Raw genomic sequence first — 20,884 nt, forward strand, 5'->3', positions numbered from 1 at the left:
GCCCCGCACACATCGCCCGCTCGCGCCCGCACCAGGCCGCACCGGTCCTGAGGACGAACCACGTGCCTCCCGTCCGCTGCCTTCCCCGTCCCTGTCCCCGGTCCCGCGAACGGGCGATTCCTGCACCCCTTCCACCTGACGCCCTGCACACATCGCCCGCTCGCGCCGCTCCGGGCCGGACGTGTCCGCCCGATGCACCACGCGCCTCCGGTTCCATGCGCCACCTGACCCCGCGAGCGGGCGCTTCCCGCCCCCAGTTCGCCCGCCACCCCGCGGAGATCGCCCGCTCGGCACCGCGCTGACGACCCGAGACCGCGAGCGGGCGGAACCGGCACGCCGGCCGCCCGACCCTCTGCACACATCGCCCGTTCGGCACCGCGCTGACGGCCCCAGACCGCGAGCGGGCGGTTCCCGCACCTCACGCACTCGTCGCCGCGCACACATCGCCCGCTCGGGGTAGCCCGTGCGGACGCGCCACGAGCGGGCGGAACCGGCACGCCGACCGCCCGACCCCCTGCACACATCGCCCGCTCGCGAGGTCGCAGCACGGCAGGGGCGCGGAGCCACGGGCCGCGGGCAGGTAGGAGCGCGCTGCCGTGATGCGCCGTCGCCACGCGGCCGGGACCAGCCCGGGCTGCGGGACGATCTGCCCCCGGGCAGCCCCGCGTCAGTAGGGTCGAGGGGTGACCAGCGCGCTCCTCACGGACCAGTACGAACTCACCATGGTGGACGCCGCCCTGAAGGACGGCACGGCCGACCGTCGGTGCGTCTTCGAGGTCTTCACCCGCCGCCTCCCCGACGGTCGTCGCTACGGCGTCGCCGCGGGCCTCGGACGGTTCCTCACCTCGCTCACCGAGTTCCGGTTCGGCGACGAGGAGATCGGCTTCCTCCGCGACCGGGGCGTGATCGACGAGGGCACAGCAGCGTGGCTCGCCGACTACCGGTTCAGCGGCAGCATCCGCGCGTACCGCGAGGGCGAGGTCTTCTTCCCGAACTCGCCGGTCCTGCAGATCGAGGGCACCTTCGCCGAGTCGGTCGTCCTCGAGACGCTCGCGCTCAGCGTGTTCAACGCCGACTCGGCGATCGCGTCGGCGGCGGCACGCATGGTCTCAGCCGCCGACGGGCGCCCGCTCGCGGAGATGGGCTCACGCCGCACCGGCGAGTGGAACGCGGTCGCCGCCGCCCGGGCCGCGTACATCGCCGGCTTCGGCGCGACGAGCAACCTCGAGGCCGGTCGCACCTGGGGCATCCCCACGATGGGCACCGCCGCGCACGCCTTCACGCTCCTCCACGACTCGGAGGAGGCCGCCTTCCGCTCCCAGCTCGACGCCCTCGGGACCGGCACGACGCTGCTCGTCGACACCTACGACATCGAGGCCGCCGTGGCGACCGCAGTCCGGCTCACCGACGGTCGGCTCGGTGCCGTCCGCATCGACAGCGGCGACCTGCCCTCGGTCGTCGCATCGGTGCGCGCGCAGCTCGACCGCCTCGGCGCCCCCGCGACCAAGATCACGGTGACGAACGACCTCGACGAGTACACGATCGCCGCCCTCCGAGCCGCCCCCGTGGACTCCTACGGCGTCGGGACGAGCGTCGTCTCGGGCTCGGGCCACCCCGCGGCCGGCATGGTCTTCAAGCTCGTCGCCCACGAGACGCCCGACGGCGAGGGCTGGGTCCCGGTCGCCAAGAAGTCCGCGGACAAGGCGTCCACCGGTGGTCGCAAGGAAGCCGGTCGCCGACTCCGCAACGGCGTCGCGACCGCGGAGGTCGTCCTCACCACCGGCCAGGTCGGCCCCGACGAGCGCCCCCTGCTCGTCCCGGTCGTCGACCACGGCGAGGTCGACCCGGCCTTCACCGGCGTCGCGGGCGTCGAGGCAGCACGAGCGCACCACAAGCGAGCCAAAGCGGAGCTGCCGGCCGACGCATCACGCATCGGCCGCGGTGACCCGGCGATCCCGACCCTGGTGATCTGACCCGCCCGGTGGTGCGTCCGCGCTACTCGGCCTTCATCTTCTCGTAGATGGCCTTGCAGTCCGGGCACACCGGGAACTTCTCGGGGTCGCGACCCGGTACCCACTTCTTGCCGCAGAGCGCCTTGACGGGCTTGCCCGACAGCGCGGACTGCAGGATCTTGTCCTTCTTCACGTAGTGCGAGAAGCGCTCGTGGTCGCCGGGCTCGATCGCTTCTTCCTCGAGGAGCTTCTCGAGCTCGCGGTCCATCACGTCGAGGCCGCCGCCAGGTTCGGTCATGCTCATGGCTCCAGGGTACGACGGTGGCGGTGCCTCCGCGACGGCGTCGCGGAGGCTGTGGAGCGCCCCTGCGGGGCACGGCGCTGTGGAGGAAGGACCGGACGCACGATGCGCCTTGACGCCGTCACGTCCACGGACGGGAGGCACGGTTCCGGGCCGCCACGCGCCTCCCGCCCGACAGGCCGACAGGCCGACAGGCCGACAGGCCGACAGGCCGACAGGAGGCACGGTGCCGGGCCGCCACGCGCCTCCCGACCCGACAGACCGACGGACGGGAGGCGCAGTGCGGGGTCGCCACGCGCCTCCCGTCCGGCACTCAGTTGCGCTGGGCCGCCGCGAGCAGGTCCGGACCGTGCCGGTCGAAGAGTCGTCCGCCCAGGGCGACGCCGCCGATCAGGACGACCGCTCCGACGCCGAGCCCGACGAGGAGCGTCAGGACGGCCCAGGGCTCGGGGCCGTCCGTGAACGCGAGCACACCGAGCCACGCCGCGGGCACGACGGACAGGAGGATCCCGATGACCATCGTGGTCTGCGCGACGGCGGCCGTCGTCCCGGCGGCCTGCGGCTGCTGGAACGGGTGGTCCCCCGGACGCACCGTCGGGTACGGCAGTGCCACCGAGACGACGCTCGACAACCCGAGTCCGGCGAGCAGGGCGCCCACCGCGACGCCGGTGAGCACCGGGAACGCCGTCCAGTCGCCGAAGAGCTTCGCGGAGACCGCGGCACCGGCGACGACCGCGGGCACACCGACCACGAGCACGGGGACGAGTCGGCCGAGTCGGTCGCTCCACCCCGGCGCACCGGACGCGACGTGCAACCAGACCGCCGTGTTGTCGTAGGAGACGTCGTTGTGGGGCAGGAAGCCCGCGATGAGCGCCATCAGCGGCAGCGGCACGAGGGCCGTCCAGTGCCACGGCACACCCGCGACGCCGAGCGGGAGGACGACGATCGGCACGAACACGATCACGAGGTACGACATCCGGTAGCGGGGGTCCCGCGCCCAGTACGTCAGCGCTCGGGCCGCGACCGCACCGACCGGGCTCGACCCGAAGCGGGCGAACCACCCGAGGCCCTGGTAGCGGCGAGCAGTCGCACGGCCGTCGACGGTCTCGAGTGCACGACCGACGAGCGCCCACCAGGCGAGGCCGAGCAGACCGACGACGACGAGGGCGACCAGGAGCTTGAGGACGCCCTCGCCCACGCGTCCGCTCGCGATGTCGGCCGGGACGGCCCAGGCCGCACCCCACGGGGTCCAGCCGGCGACGTCCGCGACGGTCCGGAGCTCGGCGCTCGACGGGTCGAGCCACGACGTGCGCAGGAGGAGCGACGCCACCGGCAGACCGAGGACGACGACGACCAGGGCGGCGAGCCATCCGGCGTCGCGGGAGCGGTGCGGCGCGATCAGCATGGCGCCGACGGCCGAACCCACGCGGGCCAGGAGCGCACAGGTGGCGATGCCGAGCACGGCGGCGACGAGCGCGAGCACGACGAGGCCGCCGTTCCGGGACCACGTCCCGACCTGCCCGACGGCGACGATCGCGACGCACAACACCGGGATGCCGACCAGCCCGGCGACGCCGAGCCCGACGGCCAGACGTCGCCGGTCGATGCCGAAGACGGTGAACCGGCGCGGGTCGAACTGGTCGGTGCCGCCGAGCACGAGCGGGACGACCGTGAAGGCCACCGCGACGAACGTGCCGACGGGGACCGCGACGGACCGCGCGACCTCGACCGGGGCGCCGCGCAGCTCGAGCAGCTCGCCGGCGACGAAGACCGCCGCGACCAGTCCGAGCAGGCTGCCGACGACGACGAGGACGGCGTGCCGGGCTCCGCCGCGGACACCGCCCGCGAGCAGGTCGACCCTCAGTCGGAGAAGCTGTGCAACCATTCCATGCTCTCTGCCACGACGCGGCCGCCCGCGAGTTCGACGAACTTGTCCTCGAGGCTCTTGCGACCTCGGACCTGCGCCATCGTGCCGGAGGCGAGGACCTTGCCGCCGACGATGATGGCCACGGAGTCGCACGTGCGCTGGACCAGTTCCATGGAGTGGCTGGAGAGCACCACCGTGCCGCCGCCCCGGGTGTACCGGCGCAGGATGTCGGTGATGGTCGCCGCGCTCACGGGGTCGACCGACTCGAAGGGCTCGTCGAGGACGAGCACCCGCGGCGAGTGGATGAGCGTGGCGGCGAGGGCGATCTTCTTCGCCATGCCGACCGAGTAGTCGGCGACCTGGCGCCCGAGTGCCTCACCCAGACCGAAGGCGACGGCGAGGTCGTCGCTGCGCTTCCGGGCGGTCGCGCCGTCGAGGCCCCGGAGGGTCGCCGAGTAGTGCAGCAGCTGCGCGCCGGTCAGGCGGTCGAACAGCCGCAGTCGGTCCGGCAGGACCCCGAGGTCGCGCTTGGCGGCGACCGGGTCCGACCACACGTCGTGGTCGAGCACCGAGACGGTCCCGGCGTCGGGACGCAGCAGTCCCGTCACCATCGAGAGGGTCGTCGTCTTGCCGGCACCGTTGGGGCCGACGACGCCGAAGATCGAGCCCTGTCGGATCTCGAGGTCGACCTCGTCAGCGGCGACGGTCTGGCCGTACCGCTTCACGAGACCGCTGGCGCGCAGCACGACGGGCTGCAGCTGGGGCGCCTGGGCCGCGGGGGTCTCTCGGGCGGCCGGCTGGCGCTTCGGGGCGCGCTTCTTCTTGCCCGCGCCCGCTGCCTGGCTCGCACCGGAAACCTGGCTCGCACCCGACGCCTGGCTCGCACCAGACGCCTCGCTCGCACCCGTGGCGGTCGCAGCGGCGCCGTCGGACGTGGCGTCAGCGGCGGCGGTCTGCGTGGGCCGGGAGGCGCGGCCCCGGGGCTGCTTCGCCTTGCCCGGCTTCGTCGCGGTCGCTGCAACCGTCGCACCCGCGCCGGCTGCCGGTGCGGGGACGTCGGACCCGTCGCGGCCCGCCGACGGTCCTGCGACGGTCACCGTCGCACCGTCGGTCATCGCGTCACCATCGGGAGCGTCTCGTGCATCCCCGTCCCCCAAGTCGTCGTCGGCGCCGTCCGTCTCCGGATCGTCCGCCTCGGTCAGCCAGGCGGCATCGGACGTCACGTACACGTCGTCGTCATCAGCTGCGGCCACCGCCCAACCGTACCAACGCGTTCCGGACATCGGAGGACGGCCCCCGAGGGCGGGTCACGAATCGGACACGAAGGCGCCCCGGACGTACCCCGACGACCGCCGGTTCCGTAGGATTCACCGGGGCACGACGGAGTGTTCACCACTTGGAAACCTGCTCGGGCGGGCCGTCCGTGGCCGTCCGTCGCCTGCGCATCGACGCGGATCCGGCGCGTTCACGGGCAACTCAGACCTTCTGCGAGCAGACTCGACGAGGCCCGCCTGTGCCCAACGGCGCCCGGGCGGACACCAGAAGGGACCAGCATGACCACGCAGATCGTGATCCTCGCAGCGGGGATGGGCAGCCGGCTCGGCCGCAGCCTGCCGAAGCCGCTGACCGAACTGAGCGACGGCCGCACCATCATGCAGCAGCAGTTCGACAACATCCGCGCCGCGTTCGGCTCGAGCGCACGCGTGACGATCGTCGTCGGCTACAAGTCGGAGTACATCGTCGAGGCCTTCCCCGAGGCGAACTTCGTCTACAACGAGTCCTACGACTCCACGAACACCTCGAAGAGCCTGCTCCGTGCGCTGAAGGCGACCGGCAAGGGCGGCGTCCTCTGGATGAACGGTGATGTCGTGTTCGACCCGTGGGCACTCGTCCGTGCGGCGGACATGATGGACCAGGACCGCTCCTTCGTCAGCGTCAACACCGAGAAGGTCTCCGACGAGGAGGTCAAGTACACGGTGGGCGCCGAGGGCTTCATCGACAAGCTGTCGAAGCGCGTCGTCGGTGGTCTCGGCGAGGCCGTGGGCATCAACTACGTCTCGTCCCACGACAAGCAGGCGCTCATCCGCCAGCTCGGTCGCGTCGACGACCAGGAGTACTTCGAGGGTGGCATCGAGGCAGCCATCGCCGAGGACGGGCTACGCTGGTCGCCCGTCGACATCTCCGACCTGTACGCGGTCGAGATCGACTTCGCCGAGGACCTCGAGCGCGCGAACAACCTGTTCGCCTGACCAGACCGGATCCCCTCGGCAGTTCCGCCCGGAGGGAAACCGTGACCACAGCGAGTGCGCCGACCGCGCCCACGACCGCAGCTCCGGCAGCGTCGAGGGGCGCGGTTCGTCGTTACCGCCACGCCCTGTGGCTCCTGACCGTCCGCGACCTGCGTGTCCGGTACTCGACGTCCGCACTCGGCTACGTCTGGTCGATCCTCGACCCGCTCGTGATGTCGGCCATCTACTGGTTCGTCTTCACGCAGGTGTTCCACCGCGGGTCGGTGGGTGAGGAACCGTACATCGTCTTCCTCCTCTCGGCGCTCCTGCCGTGGATGTGGTTCACGGGATCGGTGTCGGACTCGACGCGGGCGTTCATCAAGGAGTCGAAGCTCATCCGCTCGACGACGATCCCCCGCAGCATCTGGGTGGCCCGCGTCGTCGCATCGAAGGGCATCGAGTTCCTGCTGAGCCTGCCGGTGCTGGCCGTGTTCGTCCTGGCCACCGGGGCCCGCGTGCACTGGGAGGTCCTGCTCTACCCACTGGCCATCGTGCTGCAGTGCGGGCTCGTCTACGGGCTCGGGCTCATCGTCGCGCCGCTGGTCGTGTTCTTCCGCGACCTGGAGCGTGCGGTCAAGCTCGTGCTGCGGTTCCTGTTCTACGCATCGCCGATCATCTACGGCACGCAGGCACTCCCCCGCACCCTGCACGACGTCGCCGCACTGAACCCGCTCAGCGGGATCTTCGGGATCTACCGGTCGGCCTTCTTCCCCGGCCAGCTGGACTGGTTCGAGGTGCTCGTCTCCGTCGTCGTCACCGTGGTGGTCCTCGGCATCGGGCTCGTCGTCTTCCGGCGCAGCGAACACCGCGTCCTCAAGGAGCTCTGATGACCGCAACGGACAGCAGCACCCGAACGAGCACGACCGCGCCCGTCATCTCGGTGCGCGACGCCGGCATCCGGTTCAAGCGCAACCGCCGGGCGAGCCGGAACTTCAAGGACCTGTTCGCCGGGCGATCGCGTCGCAAGCGGGCCGACGAGTTCTGGGCGCTGCGGAACGTCTCGTTCGACGTGCGCCCCGGCGAGGCGATCGGGGTCGTCGGCCGCAACGGCCAGGGCAAGTCGACCCTCCTCAAGCTCGTCGCGCAGGTGATGCTCCCCGACGAGGGACGCGTGCAGGTCCGCGCCGGTGTGGCCCCGCTCATCGAGATCACGGGCGGCTTCGTCGGGGACCTCTCGGTGCGCGACAACGTCTACCTCACGGCGGGCCTGCACGGGATGACGCGGGCCGAGATCCGCGACGCCTTCGACGAGATCATCGAGTTCGCCGAGATCGGCGACTTCGTGGACACCCCGTACAAGCACCTGTCGAGCGGCATGAAGGTGCGGATCGCCTTCGCGGTGATCTCCCGGCTCGACGAGCCCGTCATCCTGGTGGACGAGGTGCTCGCGGTCGGCGACAAGGCGTTCCGCGAGAAGTGCTACAAGCGCATCGAGGAGCTGCTCGCCGGCGGACGGACGCTCTTCTTCGTCTCGCACAGCGACAAGGACCTCCGGCGGTTCTGCGACCGCGGCCTGTACCTCGACAAGGGTCGTCTGCAGCTCGACGACACCATCGAGGCCGCCCTCGCCCGCTACGCATCCGACTACGGGAACTGACCCGTCGTTCCTCCACAGGGGCTGGTGGTGGAGGGCTGTGCACAGGGTGGGTCCTCGACGGGTCTCGGCGTCGGGCGGACGTCGGTGGGGGTTCCTAGCGTCGGGGACATGCAGCACCCGAGTACCGCCTACGCAGTCCCGTTCACGGTCGACCGCTCGCACGCGCCACGGCGCTACGAGCTGGTCAACACCGGCTCCGAGCCGGTCCACGCCCTGTCGCTGACGCACCTCGGCAACGGCTACGCGCCCCCGCTCGCGGTCAACCGGCTCGACCCCGGCCGGAGCCTCACGCTCGCCGTGTTCGGCGCCGATCCCGAGGACACCGGGGTCGTCGTCGTCCGGTGGCGTCGGCCCGACCGCTCCGAGTACCTGTGGCGGATGTCCCTGGTCGGTGGCCGCTGTGCTGCGTGACCGGGTGGGCCGTGTGGCGTCAGCGCTCGCCGCGCTCCGCCGCCACCTCGTGCCACCGCGCCACCAGTCGGTCGATCGCAGCGTGCAGCCGCGCGGTGGCAGCGCCCGGGGTGGTGTCCCCGAAGTAGCGGTCGACCCAGTGTCGGAGCTTCGCGAGCTCGGCGTCGTCGTGGGCCGCGGCATCCACCCGTGCGACGACGTCCACGGCGTCGGCGGCGGTCAACCAGTTCGCGTCGGCCAGGTACCCACGCTCGTCGACGTCGGCCTCGCCGGCCACCGGCCGCGTGACGATCAGCGGCTTGCCCACGGCGAGCCGGTCGTAGATCATCGCGCTGATGTCGGTGATGGCGACGTCGGCGTCGGCGAGCTGCCAGCCGAGCTCCGGACCGTCGTCGTGCACGTGCTGCGCGGACGGGTCCGCGGCGTTGGCCGCGGCGATCGCGGCGACGATGCGCTCGTGTGCTGCCCGGTAGGCCGGGTCGAGCACCCCGCGGCGCGGGTGGGGACGGTAGACGAGTCGGTGACGCGGCGAGGCGAGCAGGCGTTCGGCGAGGGTGACGCCGTGGGATGCGATCGACCCGTAGGCCGCAGCCGGGCGGTCCCCCTCCCAGGTCGGCGCGTACAGGACGACGATGCGGTCGTCCTCCGGGTAGGGAACCGCTCCGGCGAAGTGGTCGGCCTGGGGCCGTCCGATCGCGATCGTGCGCGCGTCGAGGTCGTAGTCCCACAGCGCGTCGGAGAGCCGGTCGCGGGCTGCGTCGCCGGCGATGAGCGCGTAGTCGTAGGCCTTGAACTGGTTCGTGGTCATGTACATCTTGTCGCTCTCGCCGTGGTTGACGAAGACGTGCCACATGCGCCCGTACCGCATCATCTGGAAGTTGCGGGCGTTCTGGTTGACGTACAGCACGATCTTCGGCGCCTGCTCGTCGACGAACCGCTCGAGGTCGACGACCTGGCGGGCGTAGACCACGGGCACCGGTGCCTCGTCGAGCAGCGCGAGCATGGTGCCCGGGTTCCGGGAGACGATCGCGACGGGGTGCTCGGCCGCGAGTTCGGCGAGCGGGGCGTACCACTGCCGTATCTGGTACATGTTCACCGGCGCGTCCGCGAAGTACACCGCCACCTCGACCGAACCGGGGGCGAGCGGCGGGTGTCCGGGGAGACGTCGGGCCAGGTCACGGCGACTCTGCCTCGAGCGCAGCAGACGTCGGGCCAGCCGCACGGCGGTCTGGGCGTCGCGGATGATCGGCATCGGGGGCACCTCCGGGTGCGAGCGGGACGGACGGAACGAGCGGAACGAGCAGGACTGACGGAACGAGTGGGACCAGCGGGCCAGACGGAACGGACGGAACGGACGGAACGAGCAGAACGGACAGTACGGACGGAACGGTTGGGACGAGCGGGACGAGCGGGACGGACCGAGCAACGTGACCACCGGGGCGGACACCGACCCGGACGTGCCTGCTCAGACGACCGGCGGCCTCCCCGCCAGCGTCATGCGTCCGACCGTCAGCCACCCCATCCTGCGCGCAGGACCGCAGTCGTGGGCCCAGCCCTCGCGCACACCGGCGAACCACGTGCGCAGACGAGCCGGGTGACGCCACCACCGAGCGACCTGGATCGCTGCCCAGGACGCCACGTACACGGGCTGCAGCAGCCCGGGCAGGTTCCGCCGTGCGAGCCAGACCCGGTTCCGGGCGTTCAGCCGGTAGTACTCGGCGTGCCGCGCCGGGTCGATCGCCGGGTGGTGCGCCACGAGCTCCCCCGAGTACCAGGCCCGCCGTCCGGCGTCCCACACACGCCAGGCGAGCTCGATGCCCTCGTGGGCGTAGAAGTACTCGGCTCCCCAGCCGCCGACGGCGCGGTAGACGTCCATCGGCAGGACGACGGCCCCCTCCCACACCGAGAACACCTGCGACGACGCAGCCGGGTCGCCCTTCCGGATCCGCGGCACCCAGCGACGGGGGTTCGCTGCGCCGGCCGGGTCCACGACCCGGGGCTGCACGAGGCCGAGCGACGGGTCCCGCTCGAACAGCGCGACGGCGTCCCGCAGGAAGGTATCGGACGGCACGGACGCGTCGTCGTCCAGGAAGAACACGTGGTCGCCGTCGACGACCTCCGCGCCGGCGTTGCGACCGGCTGGGATCCCGAGGTTCTCGGGCAGCGCGAGTGCCCGGACTCCCTCGGGCAGACCTGTCGGCTCCCACCCGTTGCCGACGCACACCACGTCGAGGTCGACGTCGCGCTGGGCGAGCACGCTCTCGATGCCGCGGCGGAGGTCGTCGGGCCGAGTGCCCTGCGTCAGGACGACGACCGCGATCCGTGGCCGCGCCCGGTGGGGTACGGCGTGCCGGCGGAGGGTGCTGCCGCTCACGCCCGGACCCGCTTCGACGCCATGATCGCCAGGAAGTGCCCTGCGGTGGCGAGCACGGCGAGCGGGAGCAGCGCGCCGACGAGCACGCGGTCGACCAGCGGGTGGCCCACCACGATGCCGACGACGGCGAAGACGAACGCCAGCATGGAGAGCTCGACCGAGTGGTACAGGCGGTGGAACGGCAGGAACCGCGCCGCGCGCCGCAGGGTCGCCAGCCGTCGGCCGGACGGCACCGTCCCGGCGTCCCGACGGTCGACGAGCTTCTCGAGCCCGGCGTTCGCCCGCGCGACGTGCACCATGTCGTTGAGCGCCTTGTTCAGCACGATGACGAGCCCGAGTGCGCAGCCGATCGTCGTCCACATCCACTCGCCCCCGTGCACCGGGAGGGTGGCTGCGCGGACGCCGAGCGCGATCGGGATGAGCCCCTCGGTCGTGTAGTGCCCGACCTTGTCGAGGAACACGCCGGCGGGCGAGCGGGTGCCGCGCCACCGGGCGACCTCGCCGTCGGAGCAGTCGACGAGCATCTGCAGCTGGCCGAGGACGAGCGCGAGCGCCGCACCCCAGATCCCCGGGATGAGCAGTGCCGCGGCGACGCTCCAACCGACGAGGATCATGAGCCCGGTGACCTGGTTCGCGCTGACGCGGGTCTTCAGCAGCACCCACGTCAGGTACGGCGAGACGTCCCGCAGGTAGAGCGACGCGGTCCAGTGCTCGGCGTTCGCGCGCGACCGGACCTCGTCCGGCTGTGCGACGGCGCGGAGTTCCGCGATGGAGCCGGGGCGTGCGTCGCCGCGGCCAGTGGTGTCGTGGGTCACGTGCTGGTCACCGTCCCGTGTGGGTGGTCAGTTCTGAGGTCCGGGTCAGGAACCCGATGATGAAGCCGACACCCCAGCCGACGTGGATGCAGGGCAGCACCACGAGGAGCCAGAGGAGCGTGCGCAGGCCCGACCGCCGTGCGACCACGACCGAGCCGAGGAGGACGAACACGAGGTACACCGCCGGCACGACGAACCCGACCATCGCCCAGGCGACCGGCGAACCGAGCGCGGCGCCGACGACGCCGACGATCCCCGCGACGAGCCCGAGCGCCATCGCGACGACCATCGCGGGCGGTGCGAAGTACCGGAGCCCGTTGTTCGCCGGGAACCGCCGGGCGAGCTCGCCACGCCACAGACCGGTCGCGACGAACTGCCGCACGAGTCGACGCAGGCTCGGGCGGGGGCGGTACGTGACGACGAGCTCCGGCGTGAACCACACGGTCCCGCCGGTCTGTCGCAGGCGCCGGTTGAGCTCCCAGTCCTGGCCGCGCTTGATGCCCTCGTCGAAGAGCCCGACCTCGAACAGGCGCTCGCGGCGGAACACCCCGAGGTACGCGGTCTCCGCCGGTCCGGCCTTGCCGCCGACGTGGTGCGGCGTCCCCCCGAGGCCCACCCGGCTGCCGTACGCGTGCGCGACGGCCCGCTCGAAGGGCGTGCGCCCCTCGGCACGCATGATGCCGCCGACGTTGTCCGCACCCGACTCGAGCAGGACCCGCACCGCGACCCGCGTGTAGTCGACGGGCAGCACGGAGTGGGCGTCGACGCGGATGACCACGGGGTGCACGGAGGCGCGGATGGCGACGTTGAGGCCGGCCGGCGTCGAGCCGACCGGGTTGTCGATCGCCCGGATGCGCGGGTCGGCCGCACTCATCTCGGCGACGAGCTCGTTCGTCCCGTCGATCGACGGCCCGAGGGCGAGGAGCACCTCGAACGGCCCGTCGTAGTCCTGCGCCAGCAGACTCCCGACGGCCGCGCGGACCTCGGTCACCTCGTTGAGCACCGGCATCACGTAGGAGACCCCCGGCAGGGGCTGTCCGTCAGTGTGCATGCGTACCTCGAGGTCGGGGCGGTGCGCGGAGCGCACCGCGGTCGGCGCCGCCCCGCAGAGCGACCCCGAGCCTATCAAGGGCGAGCGACGCCCCCTGCGTCACGCGCGTGGGAGGCACGGACGGACGGGAGGCGCGGTGCCAGCTGGCACCGCGCCTCCCGTCCGTCCCGTCCTGCGTCAGCCCTTGTAGGTGCCGAGCGTGACGTCCGTCTGCTTCGTCTCGCCGTTGCGGATGTAGGTGATCGTCGTCTTCGCGCCACCCGCGAAGAACCGGACCTGCGCCGTCAGGTCGGTTGCGTCGGAGACGGTCGCCGACCCGATCTTCGTGACGACGTCGCCCTTCTGCAGGCCGGCCCCGGCCGCTGCTCCGCCGGACGACACCGACTTGATCAGCGCACCCATCTGGCGGGCGCTGGTGTCCTCGGCGGCGTCGCCGACGGTGGCGCCGAGCAGCCCGTGCGTCGCGGAGCCGTTCTCACGGATCTCCTGCGCCACGCGCTGGACCAGGTTCGACGGGATCGAGAAGCCGACGCCGATGCTGCCGGACTGTCCCTCGGACGAGGACGAGCTGCCGGCGCTCGCGATCGCGACGTTGATGCCGATGAGCTTGCCCTTGGAGTCGAGCAGCGCACCGCCCGAGTTGCCCGGGTTGATCGACGCGTCGGTCTGGATGACCGGCAGCGACACCGTCGTGTTCGACGAGGAGCTGCTGCCGTTGTCGCCGTTGCCCCAGAAGTCGAACGGGCCGCCGTTGCCGTTGCCGCCCTCGTTCGAGTCGCCGCCCTTGCTGGGGGCGCTCGAGGTGACCTGGATGCTGCGGTTGAGCGTCGAGACGATGCCGTCGGTGACGGTGTTCGACAGACCGAGCGGGGCCCCGATCGCGACCGCGGTGTCCCCCACGTTGAGCTCGGAGGAGTCCGCGAAGGTGATCGGCTTCATGTCGGTCGCGTCGATCTTGATGACGGCGAGGTCGACGGTCGGGTCGGTGCCGACGAGCTTCGCCGGGTAGATCTTGCCGTCCGACGTCGTCACCGTGATGGTGCCGTTGCTGCTGTCGCCGTCGAGCGTCACGACGTGGGTGTTCGTGACGATGTAGCCGTCCTTGCTGAACACGACGCCCGAGCCGGTGCCGCCCTCGGAGCCCGAGGACACGTTGATCGTGACGACCGAGGGCGTGGCCTGCGCCGCGACCGCGGTGACGACCGTGGCGTTGTTGTAGTCGTTGACGGTGAGGTTGCCGCCGTTCTGCGACGCGCTGGAACCGATCACGGTCCCGCCGCCGTTCTGGGCGGAGCCCGCTGCCCACCCGGCGCCGCCGCCGACGAGGCCGGCGAGCACGAGTCCGGCGACCACGGGCAGCACGAGCTTGCTGCGGCCGTCACGGCGCTTGGTCGCGGCACCGGAGCCCGCGGCGGCACCGGCGGTCGCGCCGCTGAAGTAGTGGCCGTTGCGGTCGTTCGAGCCGTCGACGTCGCCGAAGGCGCTCGTGGCCGAGGTGGGGGCCTGCGCGGAGCCGGGGTACGACGCCGCCGACTGCGGGGCGCCGTGGGCCGAGCCGGCCGCTGCGTACTCGCCGTAGCGGGGCTGCTGCTGGGCCTGGCCGTACTGGCCGGTCTGGCCCTGGCCGTACTGGCTCTGCCCGTACTGACCCTGCTGGCCGTACTGGCTCTGCTGGCCGTACTGGGCCTGGCCGTACTGGTCCTGCTGCCCGTACTGGCCCTGGCCGTACTGGCTCTGTCCGTACTGGTCCTGCCCCGCCTGACCCTGCTGGGTCTGGCCGTACCGGCCGGTCTGGTCGTCGCCGTACTGGCTCGTCTGGCCGTACTCGCTCGTCTGGCCGTACTGGCTGGTCTGGCCGTACTGGCTCGTCTGGCCGTACTGGCTGGTCTGGTCGCCCTGGCCCTGCTGGGCCGACCGGTCGTACGGCGTCGTGTGCTGGCCGTAGCCGCCCGACGCACCGGAGTCGCCGACGCCGGGGTAGGGCGCCGTGTACTGCGCGGTCGGGTGGTCCGCGGGCGTCGGGATCACGTCGGTCTCGTCCGCACGACCGTGGCTGATGACGTCGGTGCGGTCGGCGTCGAGGGCATCACCCGTGCGGGCGCCCTCGTACCGGCTGTCGTCGGGCTGTGCGGAGTCGCGCTGCGTCGTCGTGTCCTCGCCGGAGGTTCCCTGCGTGGCGTCCTCGGCAGCGGCCGGGCGGGTGGTGTCCTCGGGACGGTCGTCGTCGCCGCGGCCGTGTGGCGTGGTGTCGCTCATGCTGACGTGCTCCTTTCAAGCTCGTGCAGTCTTCCGGACCCACCTGAGCGGTGCTCCTGCTGGCGCTGCGAGCCCCCTATGGCGATCTTATGCGTGGGCTGTGGATGAACGCCGGGGGTTGTCCGAGGTCCGTTAGCGTGAGGGCGTCGACCGCGGCGGCCCGTCGGGCAGCGGGGACACGAGCGCGACGGAGGCGACCGCATGGACCGGACCGGACCCTGGCTGCGCGCGGCGGAGGGCGCGATGCTGCTCGGACCCGACGGCGTCCCCGCGCCGACCGTCTTCGCCGAGATGAGCGCCCTCGCAGCGGCGACCGGCGCGATCAACCTCGGGCAGGGCTTCCCGGACGAGGACGGTCCCCGTGAGGTCCTCGACGCCGCCGTCGACGCCATCCGCCGAGGCGCGAACCAGTACCCGCCCGGGCGCGGTACCCCGGACCTCCGCCAGGCCGTCGCCGAGCACCAGGAGCGGTGGTACGGGCTCGAGGTCGACCCCGACCGGCAGGTGCTCGTCACCGCCGGTGCGACCGAGGCACTCGCCGCGACGCTCCTCGCGTTCGTCGAGCCCGGCGACGAGGTCGTCACCTTCGAGCCCTTCTACGACGCGTACGGCGCGCTCATCCGACTCGCCGGCGGCACGCACGTCACCGTTCCGCTGACCGCACCGGACTTCCTGCCCGACGAGACCGCCCTCCGCGCCGCCTTCTCCGACCGCACCCGTGCGGTGCTCGTGAACACGCCGCACAACCCGACCGGGCGGGTGCTCCCCCGCGAGGTCCTGCAGACCGTGGTCGACCTCGCGACCCGGCACGACGCGGTCGTCATCACGGACGAGGTGTACGAGCACCTGACCTTCCGGGTCCCGCACCTGCCGATCGCGACGCTGCCCGGAGCAGCCGAGCGCACGGTGTCGATCTCGAGTGCGGGCAAGACGTTCAACACCACCGGGTGGAAGATCGGGTGGTTGACGGCACCGGCCGACCTCGTCGAGGCGATCGTCTCGGTCAAGCAGTACCTGACCTTCGTCAACGGCGCCCCGTTCCAACCCGCGGTCGCGACGGGGCTCCGGCTGCCCGACGCGGTCTTCGCCGGCATCGCCGCCGAGCTCGCCGCGAAGCACCAGCTGCTCGCCGGCGGCCTGCGCGCGGCCGGTTTCGAGGTGCTCGAGCCCGACGGCGGGTACTTCGTCCTCGCCGACGCCGCACCGCTCGGGTTCACCGATGCCCGCGAGCTGTGTCTGCGCCTACCCGAGCTCGCCGGGGTCGTCGGCGTGCCGGTGTCCGCGTTCGTCCGGCCGGACCACGCAGCGGGGTACCGGTCCCTCGTCCGGTTCGCCTTCTGCAAGCGCCGCAGTGTGCTCGACGAGGCCGTCGCCCGGCTCGGGGCCCTCGCCGCCGCCCGCTGAACAGGCAGCGGCCTACGGCCTGCGGCCTGCGGGCAGTCGGCAACGGGCAGCCGACAGCCGCCCGCGTTCAACAGCCAGCGGCCTACGGCCTGAGGTCAGTCAGCAGCGGGCAGCGGCCAGCGGGCGTCAGCAGGCGGCCCTCAACCCCGCGGCACCACGTCGTAGCGGCGGAGTCCGAGTGACGGGTTGACGGCCCGCACGGACGCCGTCGTGGCGGTGTCGACGGTCGCCACGAGCACCCCCGGCACGGCGCCGGCGGCCGCCACCGCGACCCCGGACGGGTCGAGCACCACCGAGCCGCCGATGCCGACGGGAGGCGTCTGCCCGACGCCGACGACCCAGACGGTGTTCTCGACTGCGCGGGCGGTGAGCAGTGTGCGCCAGTGGTGCTCCTTGCCGGGGCCGCGCACCCACTCGGCGGGCACGAGGACGACGTCCGCAGCGCCGGACTCCTCGGCGGCCAGGCGGCGCGTGACCTCGGGGAAGCGCAGGTCGTAGCAGGTCTCGAGGCCGACCCGCACGCCTGCGATCGTGAAGACGGGCAGCTGGTCGGTGTCCCCGGCCTCGATCCGGTCCGACTCCCGCGAGCCGAACGCGTCGTACAGGTGCACCTTCCGGTAGACCGCGGCGACCGACCCGTCCGGCAGCACGGCGACGAGCGTGTTCCGGAACCGCCGGGCCACCGCGAGCCCGTTCACGTCCGCGAGCCCGATCGCGGACGTGTCCGCGTCGGCCTCGGTGCCCCCGACCCCGGTCGGGTCGTCGGCAGAACCGACGGCCTCTGCCACACCGACCACGAGCGCGATGCCCGTCGTCCGGGCGATCTCCCGCAGGCCGGACACGAACGGACCGTCGAGCGGCTCCGCGCTCGCCACGAACCGGTCGTCGATCTCCGCCGTGAAGTACGACGTGTACTCGGGCGTGACCAGCAGGTCCGCGCCGCGGGCAGCGGCGTCCTCGGCGGCGGTACGGACGGTCGCGAGGTTCGCTACCGGGTCGTCGACCGGGGCGAACTGCGCGGCGGCGATCGTCAGGGTTGCCATCCGCCGAGCGTAGCGACCCCCACCGATGCCGAACCCGAGCCGCAGCCGCAGCCGCAGCCCGAACCCGAACCCGAACCCGAACCGCAGCCCCAACCCGAACCCGAACCGCAGCCCGAACCAGAGCCGGAGCCAGCCGGGTCCCGACACGACCCGAGGCCGACCGGACGGGACCGGAGAACGACGAAGGCCCCGGTCCGACTGGACCGGGGCCTTCATGTGACGCTTGGTTGCGGGGGCAGGATTTGAACCTACGACCTCTGGGTTATGAGCCCAGCGAGCTACCGAACTGCTCCACCCCGCGGCACGTTGAACAGCCTACACAGGCCCGTGGCGGGGCACAAATCGTGTGCCCCGCCACGGCGTGTCACCCGGCGTTCTCGGCTGCGGTGGCCGCTTCGATCGCGGTCTGCAGGCGCTGGTCGGCCTCCGCCGCGGCGACGAGATCGTTGCGCGCGTACGCCTCCCGCCGGTCCTGGAGCGCCGCCTTCGCGTCCGCCAGTGCCTGCTGCAGCGTGGAGTTGCCCGAGGTGCCGGACCCACCGGTCGCACCCGAGCCCCCGGTCGCGCCGGACCCGGCACCGGTGCCCCCGCCGGTGCTGCCGCTGTCGCCGCCCTGGTCGGAGCCGGTGTCCGTGGAGCCGGTGTCGGACGACCCCGAACCGGCTGCGCCCTGGTCGCCGGCGGCCGCACCCGAGTTGCCACCGAACAGGCTGTTCAGGGCCTCGTCGAGGGTGTCCTCGAACGCGATCTTGTCGCCGAAGGCCACGAGCACCTTCTGCAGCAGCGGGTACGAGCCGCTCGACGTCGACTGCACGTACACGGGCTGCACGTACAGGAAGCCGCCACCGACCGGGAGCGTGAGCAGGTTGCCCTGCTTCACGGTCGAGTTGCCCCGCTTCAGGATGTTCAGCTCCTGCGACACCGTGGTGTCACCGTTGAACAGGCTCTGCACCTGCGCCGGACCGGGGATGTTGTCGGTCTTCGGCATCGTCAGGAGCGTGAGCTTGCCGTAGTTGGCACCCTTCTCGCCCTTGCCCGCACCACCCGCGTCGGAGTCCACCGCCAGGTACCCGGTCAGCACGTTGCGGTTGTTCGACCCCGCCGACTGCTGCGGGATGTAGGTCGTGTACAGCGAGTAGGCCGTGTCCTGCCCGGGCACCTTCATCGTCAGGTAGTACGGGTCCTGCAGGTTGCCCCGCGAGGCGGTCGTCTGCGTGCCCAGCGCGTTGGTGGTCGTCTGCTGCGTGTCCGCCGTGTCGTTCTCGGTCGTCCCCGAGGTGGTCTCCTGCGGGGTGTTCCACGCGTCGTCGCCCGAGTAGAACGAGTTGGCGTTCGTGACGTGGTACGTGCCGAGGATCGACCGCTGCACCTTGAACAGGTCGGTCGGGTACCGCACGTGGTCGAGCAGCTCGGCGCTCATCTGCGACACCGGCTCCATCGACGTCGGGAAGATCTTCTGCCACGTCTTGAGCACCGGGTCGGAGGTGTCCCACGCGTAGAGCGTCACCTTGCCCGTGTACGCGTCGACGGTGGCCTTCACCGAGTTCCGGATGTAGTTCACCTGGTCGGTCCGGAACGCGGACGACTCGGTGCCGTTGATGCTGTCGGACAGGCTCTGGCTCTGCGAGTACGGGTAGGCGTCGCTCGTGGTGTACCCGTCGACGACCCACTGGATGCGGTGGTCCACGATCGCCGGGTAGGCGTCGCTGTCGAGCGTCAGGTACGGGGCGACCTTCTGCACGCGCTGGATCGGGTCACGGTCGTACAGGATCTGCGAGTCCTTGTTCACCGCGTTCGACAGCAGGATCTGCTCCGACTGGAACTTCGCCGCGTAGACCAGGCGGTTGAAGAAGTTCCCGAGGCTCGGGCCGCCCTCGCCGCTGTACGTCGTCGTGGCGTTGCCGCCGTTGTCGTCGTCGGACCCGGACGGGTAGTCGAGCTCGACGTTCTTCGAGCCCTTCGGGCCACCGACGATCGAGTACGGCGGCGAGGTCTCGCCGAAGTACACGCGCTCCTGGTAGTCCCCGAGCGCGCCGTTCGAGGGGATGCCCGACTCGAGGAAGACCGGCTTGCCGTCGCTCGCGCGCTGGTTGCCGTAGGCCGCGGTGACGCCGAAGCCGTGCGTGTAGACGAACGTGCGGTTGTACTGCGTGTTCGCCTGCGCGCTGAGGCCGTCGAGGTCGATGTCGCGCACCGCGATCACGGTGTCCTCGGTCTGGCCCTTGACGTCGTAGCGGTCGACGTCCAGCTCCTTCGGGAACTGGTAGTACTGCCGGTACTGCTGCAGCTGGCTGAACGTGTCGGACACGATCTTCGGGTCGATCAGGCGGATGTTCGCCGTGGTCTGGGCGTCCTGCGCGAGGGCGCCGGAGCTCGCCTCGGTCGTGGCGTCGTAGTTCTGCTCCTGCACGTCGGAGACGTCGTAGGCATCGCGTGTCGCCTTGATGTTCCGCTCGATGTACGCCGACTCGAAGGTCCGCTCGGAGGGCTTCACCTGCAGTCGCTGGACGACCCAGGGGTAGATGCCGCCGATGACGATCGCGGCGACGAGGAGCAGACCGGTGCCGACGACGGAGATCCGCCAGCGACCGATGACCGCGGTGACGATGAACAGGACCGCGACGATCGCCGCGATGCCGGCCATGATCTCGCGACCGGGGATCACCGCGTTGACGTCGGTGTACTGCGCACCCGTGATGAGCGGGTTGTCCTTCGTCAGCGCCGCGTACTGGTCGAGCCACAGGCTCACGGCCTGCAGCGCGACGTAGACCGCCGCGGTGACGGCGAGCTGGATGCGCGCAGCGCGGGAGATCCGGACCTCGCGGCCACCGAAGCGGAGCGCACCGTAGAGGTAGCTGGCGGCGAGCGCCGCGATGCCCGCGATGAGCACGACCGCGGACGAGTACGCGACGACGGAGCGCCAGAACGGCAGCTCGAACACGTAGAAGCCGATGTCCAGCCCGAACTGCGGGTCGGTCTTGCCGAACGGCGTCCGGTTGAAGTACTCGAGGACCATGCTCCACCGGCCCGCGGTCGAGAGCCCGGCGAAGACGCCGAGGACCGCCGGGATGCCGATCATCACGGCACGGCGCAGCGGTTCGATGACCTGCTGGTAGCGGTCGAGCTGCGAGTTGAGCTTCGCGTAGACCGGCCGGAACCGGAAGGCCAGCGCGATGCTCACGTACACCGGGATCGCCATGCCGAAGAACCCGGCGACGAACATGGACGACCCCGCGATCCAGCGCGTGGTGAGGACCTGCTGGAAGCCGAGCTGCGCGAACCACGCGTAGTCGGTGTACAGGCTGGCGAAGATGAAGAAGCCGATCACCAGTGCGGCCAGCACGATGATCGTGACCACGATCGGGACCCGCGGCGATCGCCGCCCCGAGGGAGAAGGGCCCGAGGTGGACGAGGTTGTCGTCACTTGATGTGCTCCAGACGTGTCGGACCGGCGGGCCCGGCGCGGCGGGCCGTCAGTGCGTCGATCCTATTGGTCCCTGCCGACAGTGAAACTGTGCGGGGACT

General features: G+C 71.5%; 16 protein-coding genes and 1 tRNA gene. 6 read left to right on the top strand and 11 right to left on the bottom strand.

The features are described 5' to 3' along the window. Nucleotides 1-683: 683 nt before the first annotated feature. Nucleotides 684-1,973, top strand: coding sequence for a nicotinate phosphoribosyltransferase (locus BEP24_RS01605; RefSeq protein WP_083229981.1), 1,290 nt, complete (start codon nt 684-686; stop codon nt 1,971-1,973). A gap of 22 nt (nt 1,974-1,995) precedes the next feature. Here BEP24_RS01605 and BEP24_RS01610 read toward each other — a convergent pair whose 3' ends face one another. The 3 genes from BEP24_RS01610 to BEP24_RS01620 all read right to left on the bottom strand — a co-directional run bounded on the left by BEP24_RS01610 (nt 1,996) and on the right by BEP24_RS01620 (nt 5,373). After that, a complete protein-coding gene (locus BEP24_RS01610) occupies nt 1,996-2,256 on the bottom strand; it encodes a DUF3039 domain-containing protein (protein WP_111228526.1) in 261 nt (86 codons plus the stop codon). Between the two features lie 310 nt (nt 2,257-2,566). Next, entirely contained in the window at nt 2,567-4,138 is a 1,572-nt protein-coding gene (locus tag BEP24_RS01615; protein ID WP_065959609.1) for a hypothetical protein, read from the bottom strand. Further along, on the bottom strand, nt 4,114-5,373 hold the full coding sequence (locus BEP24_RS01620; protein WP_253181529.1) for an ATP-binding cassette domain-containing protein: 1,260 nt from the start codon (nt 5,371-5,373) through the stop codon (nt 4,114-4,116). Before BEP24_RS01620 ends, BEP24_RS01615 begins: the two co-directional genes overlap by 25 nt. 300 nt (nt 5,374-5,673) lie before the next feature. Between BEP24_RS01620 and BEP24_RS01625 the strand changes: the two genes are divergently transcribed. The 4 genes from BEP24_RS01625 to BEP24_RS01640 all read left to right on the top strand — a co-directional run bounded on the left by BEP24_RS01625 (nt 5,674) and on the right by BEP24_RS01640 (nt 8,416). Next, nucleotides 5,674-6,369, top strand: coding sequence for a phosphocholine cytidylyltransferase family protein (locus BEP24_RS01625; RefSeq protein WP_065959610.1), 696 nt, complete (start codon nt 5,674-5,676; stop codon nt 6,367-6,369). 41 nt (nt 6,370-6,410) lie between these two features. Beyond that, the gene (locus BEP24_RS01630) at nt 6,411-7,235 is read left to right on the top strand and encodes an ABC transporter permease (RefSeq protein ID WP_083229982.1); all 825 of its coding nucleotides are present in this window, start codon (nt 6,411-6,413) and stop codon (nt 7,233-7,235) included. Further along, nucleotides 7,235-8,005, top strand: a complete 771-nt coding sequence (locus tag BEP24_RS01635) for an ABC transporter ATP-binding protein (protein ID WP_065959611.1) — start codon at nt 7,235-7,237, stop codon at nt 8,003-8,005. The genes BEP24_RS01630 and BEP24_RS01635 overlap by 1 nt, the downstream gene beginning before the upstream one ends. Before the next feature lie 108 nt (nt 8,006-8,113). Next, complete coding sequence (locus tag BEP24_RS01640; RefSeq protein ID WP_065959612.1) at nt 8,114-8,416, top strand: hypothetical protein; 303 nt, start codon at nt 8,114-8,116, stop codon at nt 8,414-8,416. Between the two features lie 19 nt (nt 8,417-8,435). On the opposite strand, the gene BEP24_RS01645 is transcribed toward BEP24_RS01640, so the two are convergent. The 5 genes from BEP24_RS01645 to BEP24_RS01665 form a co-directional block, all read right to left on the bottom strand. Then, nucleotides 8,436-9,668, bottom strand: a complete 1,233-nt coding sequence (locus tag BEP24_RS01645) for a CDP-glycerol glycerophosphotransferase family protein (RefSeq protein ID WP_065959749.1) — start codon at nt 9,666-9,668, stop codon at nt 8,436-8,438. Nucleotides 9,669-9,881: 213 nt separating this feature from the next. After that, entirely contained in the window at nt 9,882-10,790 is a 909-nt protein-coding gene (locus tag BEP24_RS01650; RefSeq protein ID WP_065959614.1) for a glycosyltransferase, read from the bottom strand. Next, nucleotides 10,787-11,605: a CDP-alcohol phosphatidyltransferase family protein gene (locus BEP24_RS01655; protein ID WP_065959616.1), complete on the bottom strand. Its 819-nt coding sequence runs from the start codon at nt 11,603-11,605 to the stop codon at nt 10,787-10,789. Before BEP24_RS01655 ends, BEP24_RS01650 begins: the two co-directional genes overlap by 4 nt. 7 nt (nt 11,606-11,612) lie before the next feature. Beyond that, complete coding sequence (locus tag BEP24_RS01660; protein ID WP_065959751.1) at nt 11,613-12,656, bottom strand: glycosyltransferase family 2 protein; 1,044 nt, start codon at nt 12,654-12,656, stop codon at nt 11,613-11,615. A gap of 177 nt (nt 12,657-12,833) precedes the next feature. Continuing rightward, nucleotides 12,834-14,912 carry a trypsin-like peptidase domain-containing protein gene (locus BEP24_RS01665; protein WP_065959619.1) on the bottom strand — a complete coding sequence of 693 codons (2,079 nt, stop codon included), beginning with the start codon at nt 14,910-14,912 and terminating at the stop codon, nt 12,834-12,836. Between the two features lie 201 nt (nt 14,913-15,113). On the opposite strand from BEP24_RS01665, the gene BEP24_RS01670 reads away from it, so the two are divergent. Further along, a complete protein-coding gene (locus BEP24_RS01670; protein WP_065959622.1) occupies nt 15,114-16,316 on the top strand; it encodes an aminotransferase class I/II-fold pyridoxal phosphate-dependent enzyme in 1,203 nt (400 codons plus the stop codon). Between the two features lie 140 nt (nt 16,317-16,456). On the opposite strand, the gene BEP24_RS01675 is transcribed toward BEP24_RS01670, so the two are convergent. The 3 genes from BEP24_RS01675 to BEP24_RS01685 form a co-directional block, all read right to left on the bottom strand. Then, nucleotides 16,457-17,359: a nitrilase-related carbon-nitrogen hydrolase gene (locus BEP24_RS01675; RefSeq protein WP_065959753.1), complete on the bottom strand. Its 903-nt coding sequence runs from the start codon at nt 17,357-17,359 to the stop codon at nt 16,457-16,459. A gap of 224 nt (nt 17,360-17,583) precedes the next feature. Next, nucleotides 17,584-17,660: transfer RNA gene (locus BEP24_RS01680), tRNA-Met, on the bottom strand. Nucleotides 17,661-17,723: 63 nt separating this feature from the next. Further along, nucleotides 17,724-20,717: a UPF0182 family protein gene (locus tag BEP24_RS01685; RefSeq protein WP_171898695.1), complete on the bottom strand. Its 2,994-nt coding sequence runs from the start codon at nt 20,715-20,717 to the stop codon at nt 17,724-17,726. Between the last annotated feature and the right edge of the window lie 167 nt (nt 20,718-20,884).

This window comes from Curtobacterium sp. UCD-KPL2560, assembly GCF_001705035.1.
Taxonomy (GTDB): domain Bacteria; phylum Actinomycetota; class Actinomycetes; order Actinomycetales; family Microbacteriaceae; genus Curtobacterium.

What these genes read in the sequence shown, in the direction of transcription:
- BEP24_RS01610 (WP_111228526.1), bottom strand. Translation starts at nt 2,256, where the DNA reads ATGAGCATGACCGAACCTGGCGGCGGCCTCGACGTGATGGACCGCGAG.
- BEP24_RS01615 (WP_065959609.1), bottom strand. Translation starts at nt 4,138, where the DNA reads ATGGTTGCACAGCTTCTCCGACTGAGGGTCGACCTGCTCGCGGGCGGT.
- BEP24_RS01625 (WP_065959610.1), top strand. Translation starts at nt 5,674, where the DNA reads ATGACCACGCAGATCGTGATCCTCGCAGCGGGGATGGGCAGCCGGCTC.
- BEP24_RS01635 (WP_065959611.1), top strand. Translation starts at nt 7,235, where the DNA reads ATGACCGCAACGGACAGCAGCACCCGAACGAGCACGACCGCGCCCGTC.
- BEP24_RS01640 (WP_065959612.1), top strand. Translation starts at nt 8,114, where the DNA reads ATGCAGCACCCGAGTACCGCCTACGCAGTCCCGTTCACGGTCGACCGC.
- BEP24_RS01645 (WP_065959749.1), bottom strand. Translation starts at nt 9,668, where the DNA reads ATGCCGATCATCCGCGACGCCCAGACCGCCGTGCGGCTGGCCCGACGT.
- BEP24_RS01660 (WP_065959751.1), bottom strand. Translation starts at nt 12,656, where the DNA reads ATGCACACTGACGGACAGCCCCTGCCGGGGGTCTCCTACGTGATGCCG.
- BEP24_RS01665 (WP_065959619.1), bottom strand. Translation starts at nt 14,912, where the DNA reads ATGAGCGACACCACGCCACACGGCCGCGGCGACGACGACCGTCCCGAG.
- BEP24_RS01670 (WP_065959622.1), top strand. Translation starts at nt 15,114, where the DNA reads ATGGACCGGACCGGACCCTGGCTGCGCGCGGCGGAGGGCGCGATGCTG.
- BEP24_RS01675 (WP_065959753.1), bottom strand. Translation starts at nt 17,359, where the DNA reads ATGGCAACCCTGACGATCGCCGCCGCGCAGTTCGCCCCGGTCGACGAC.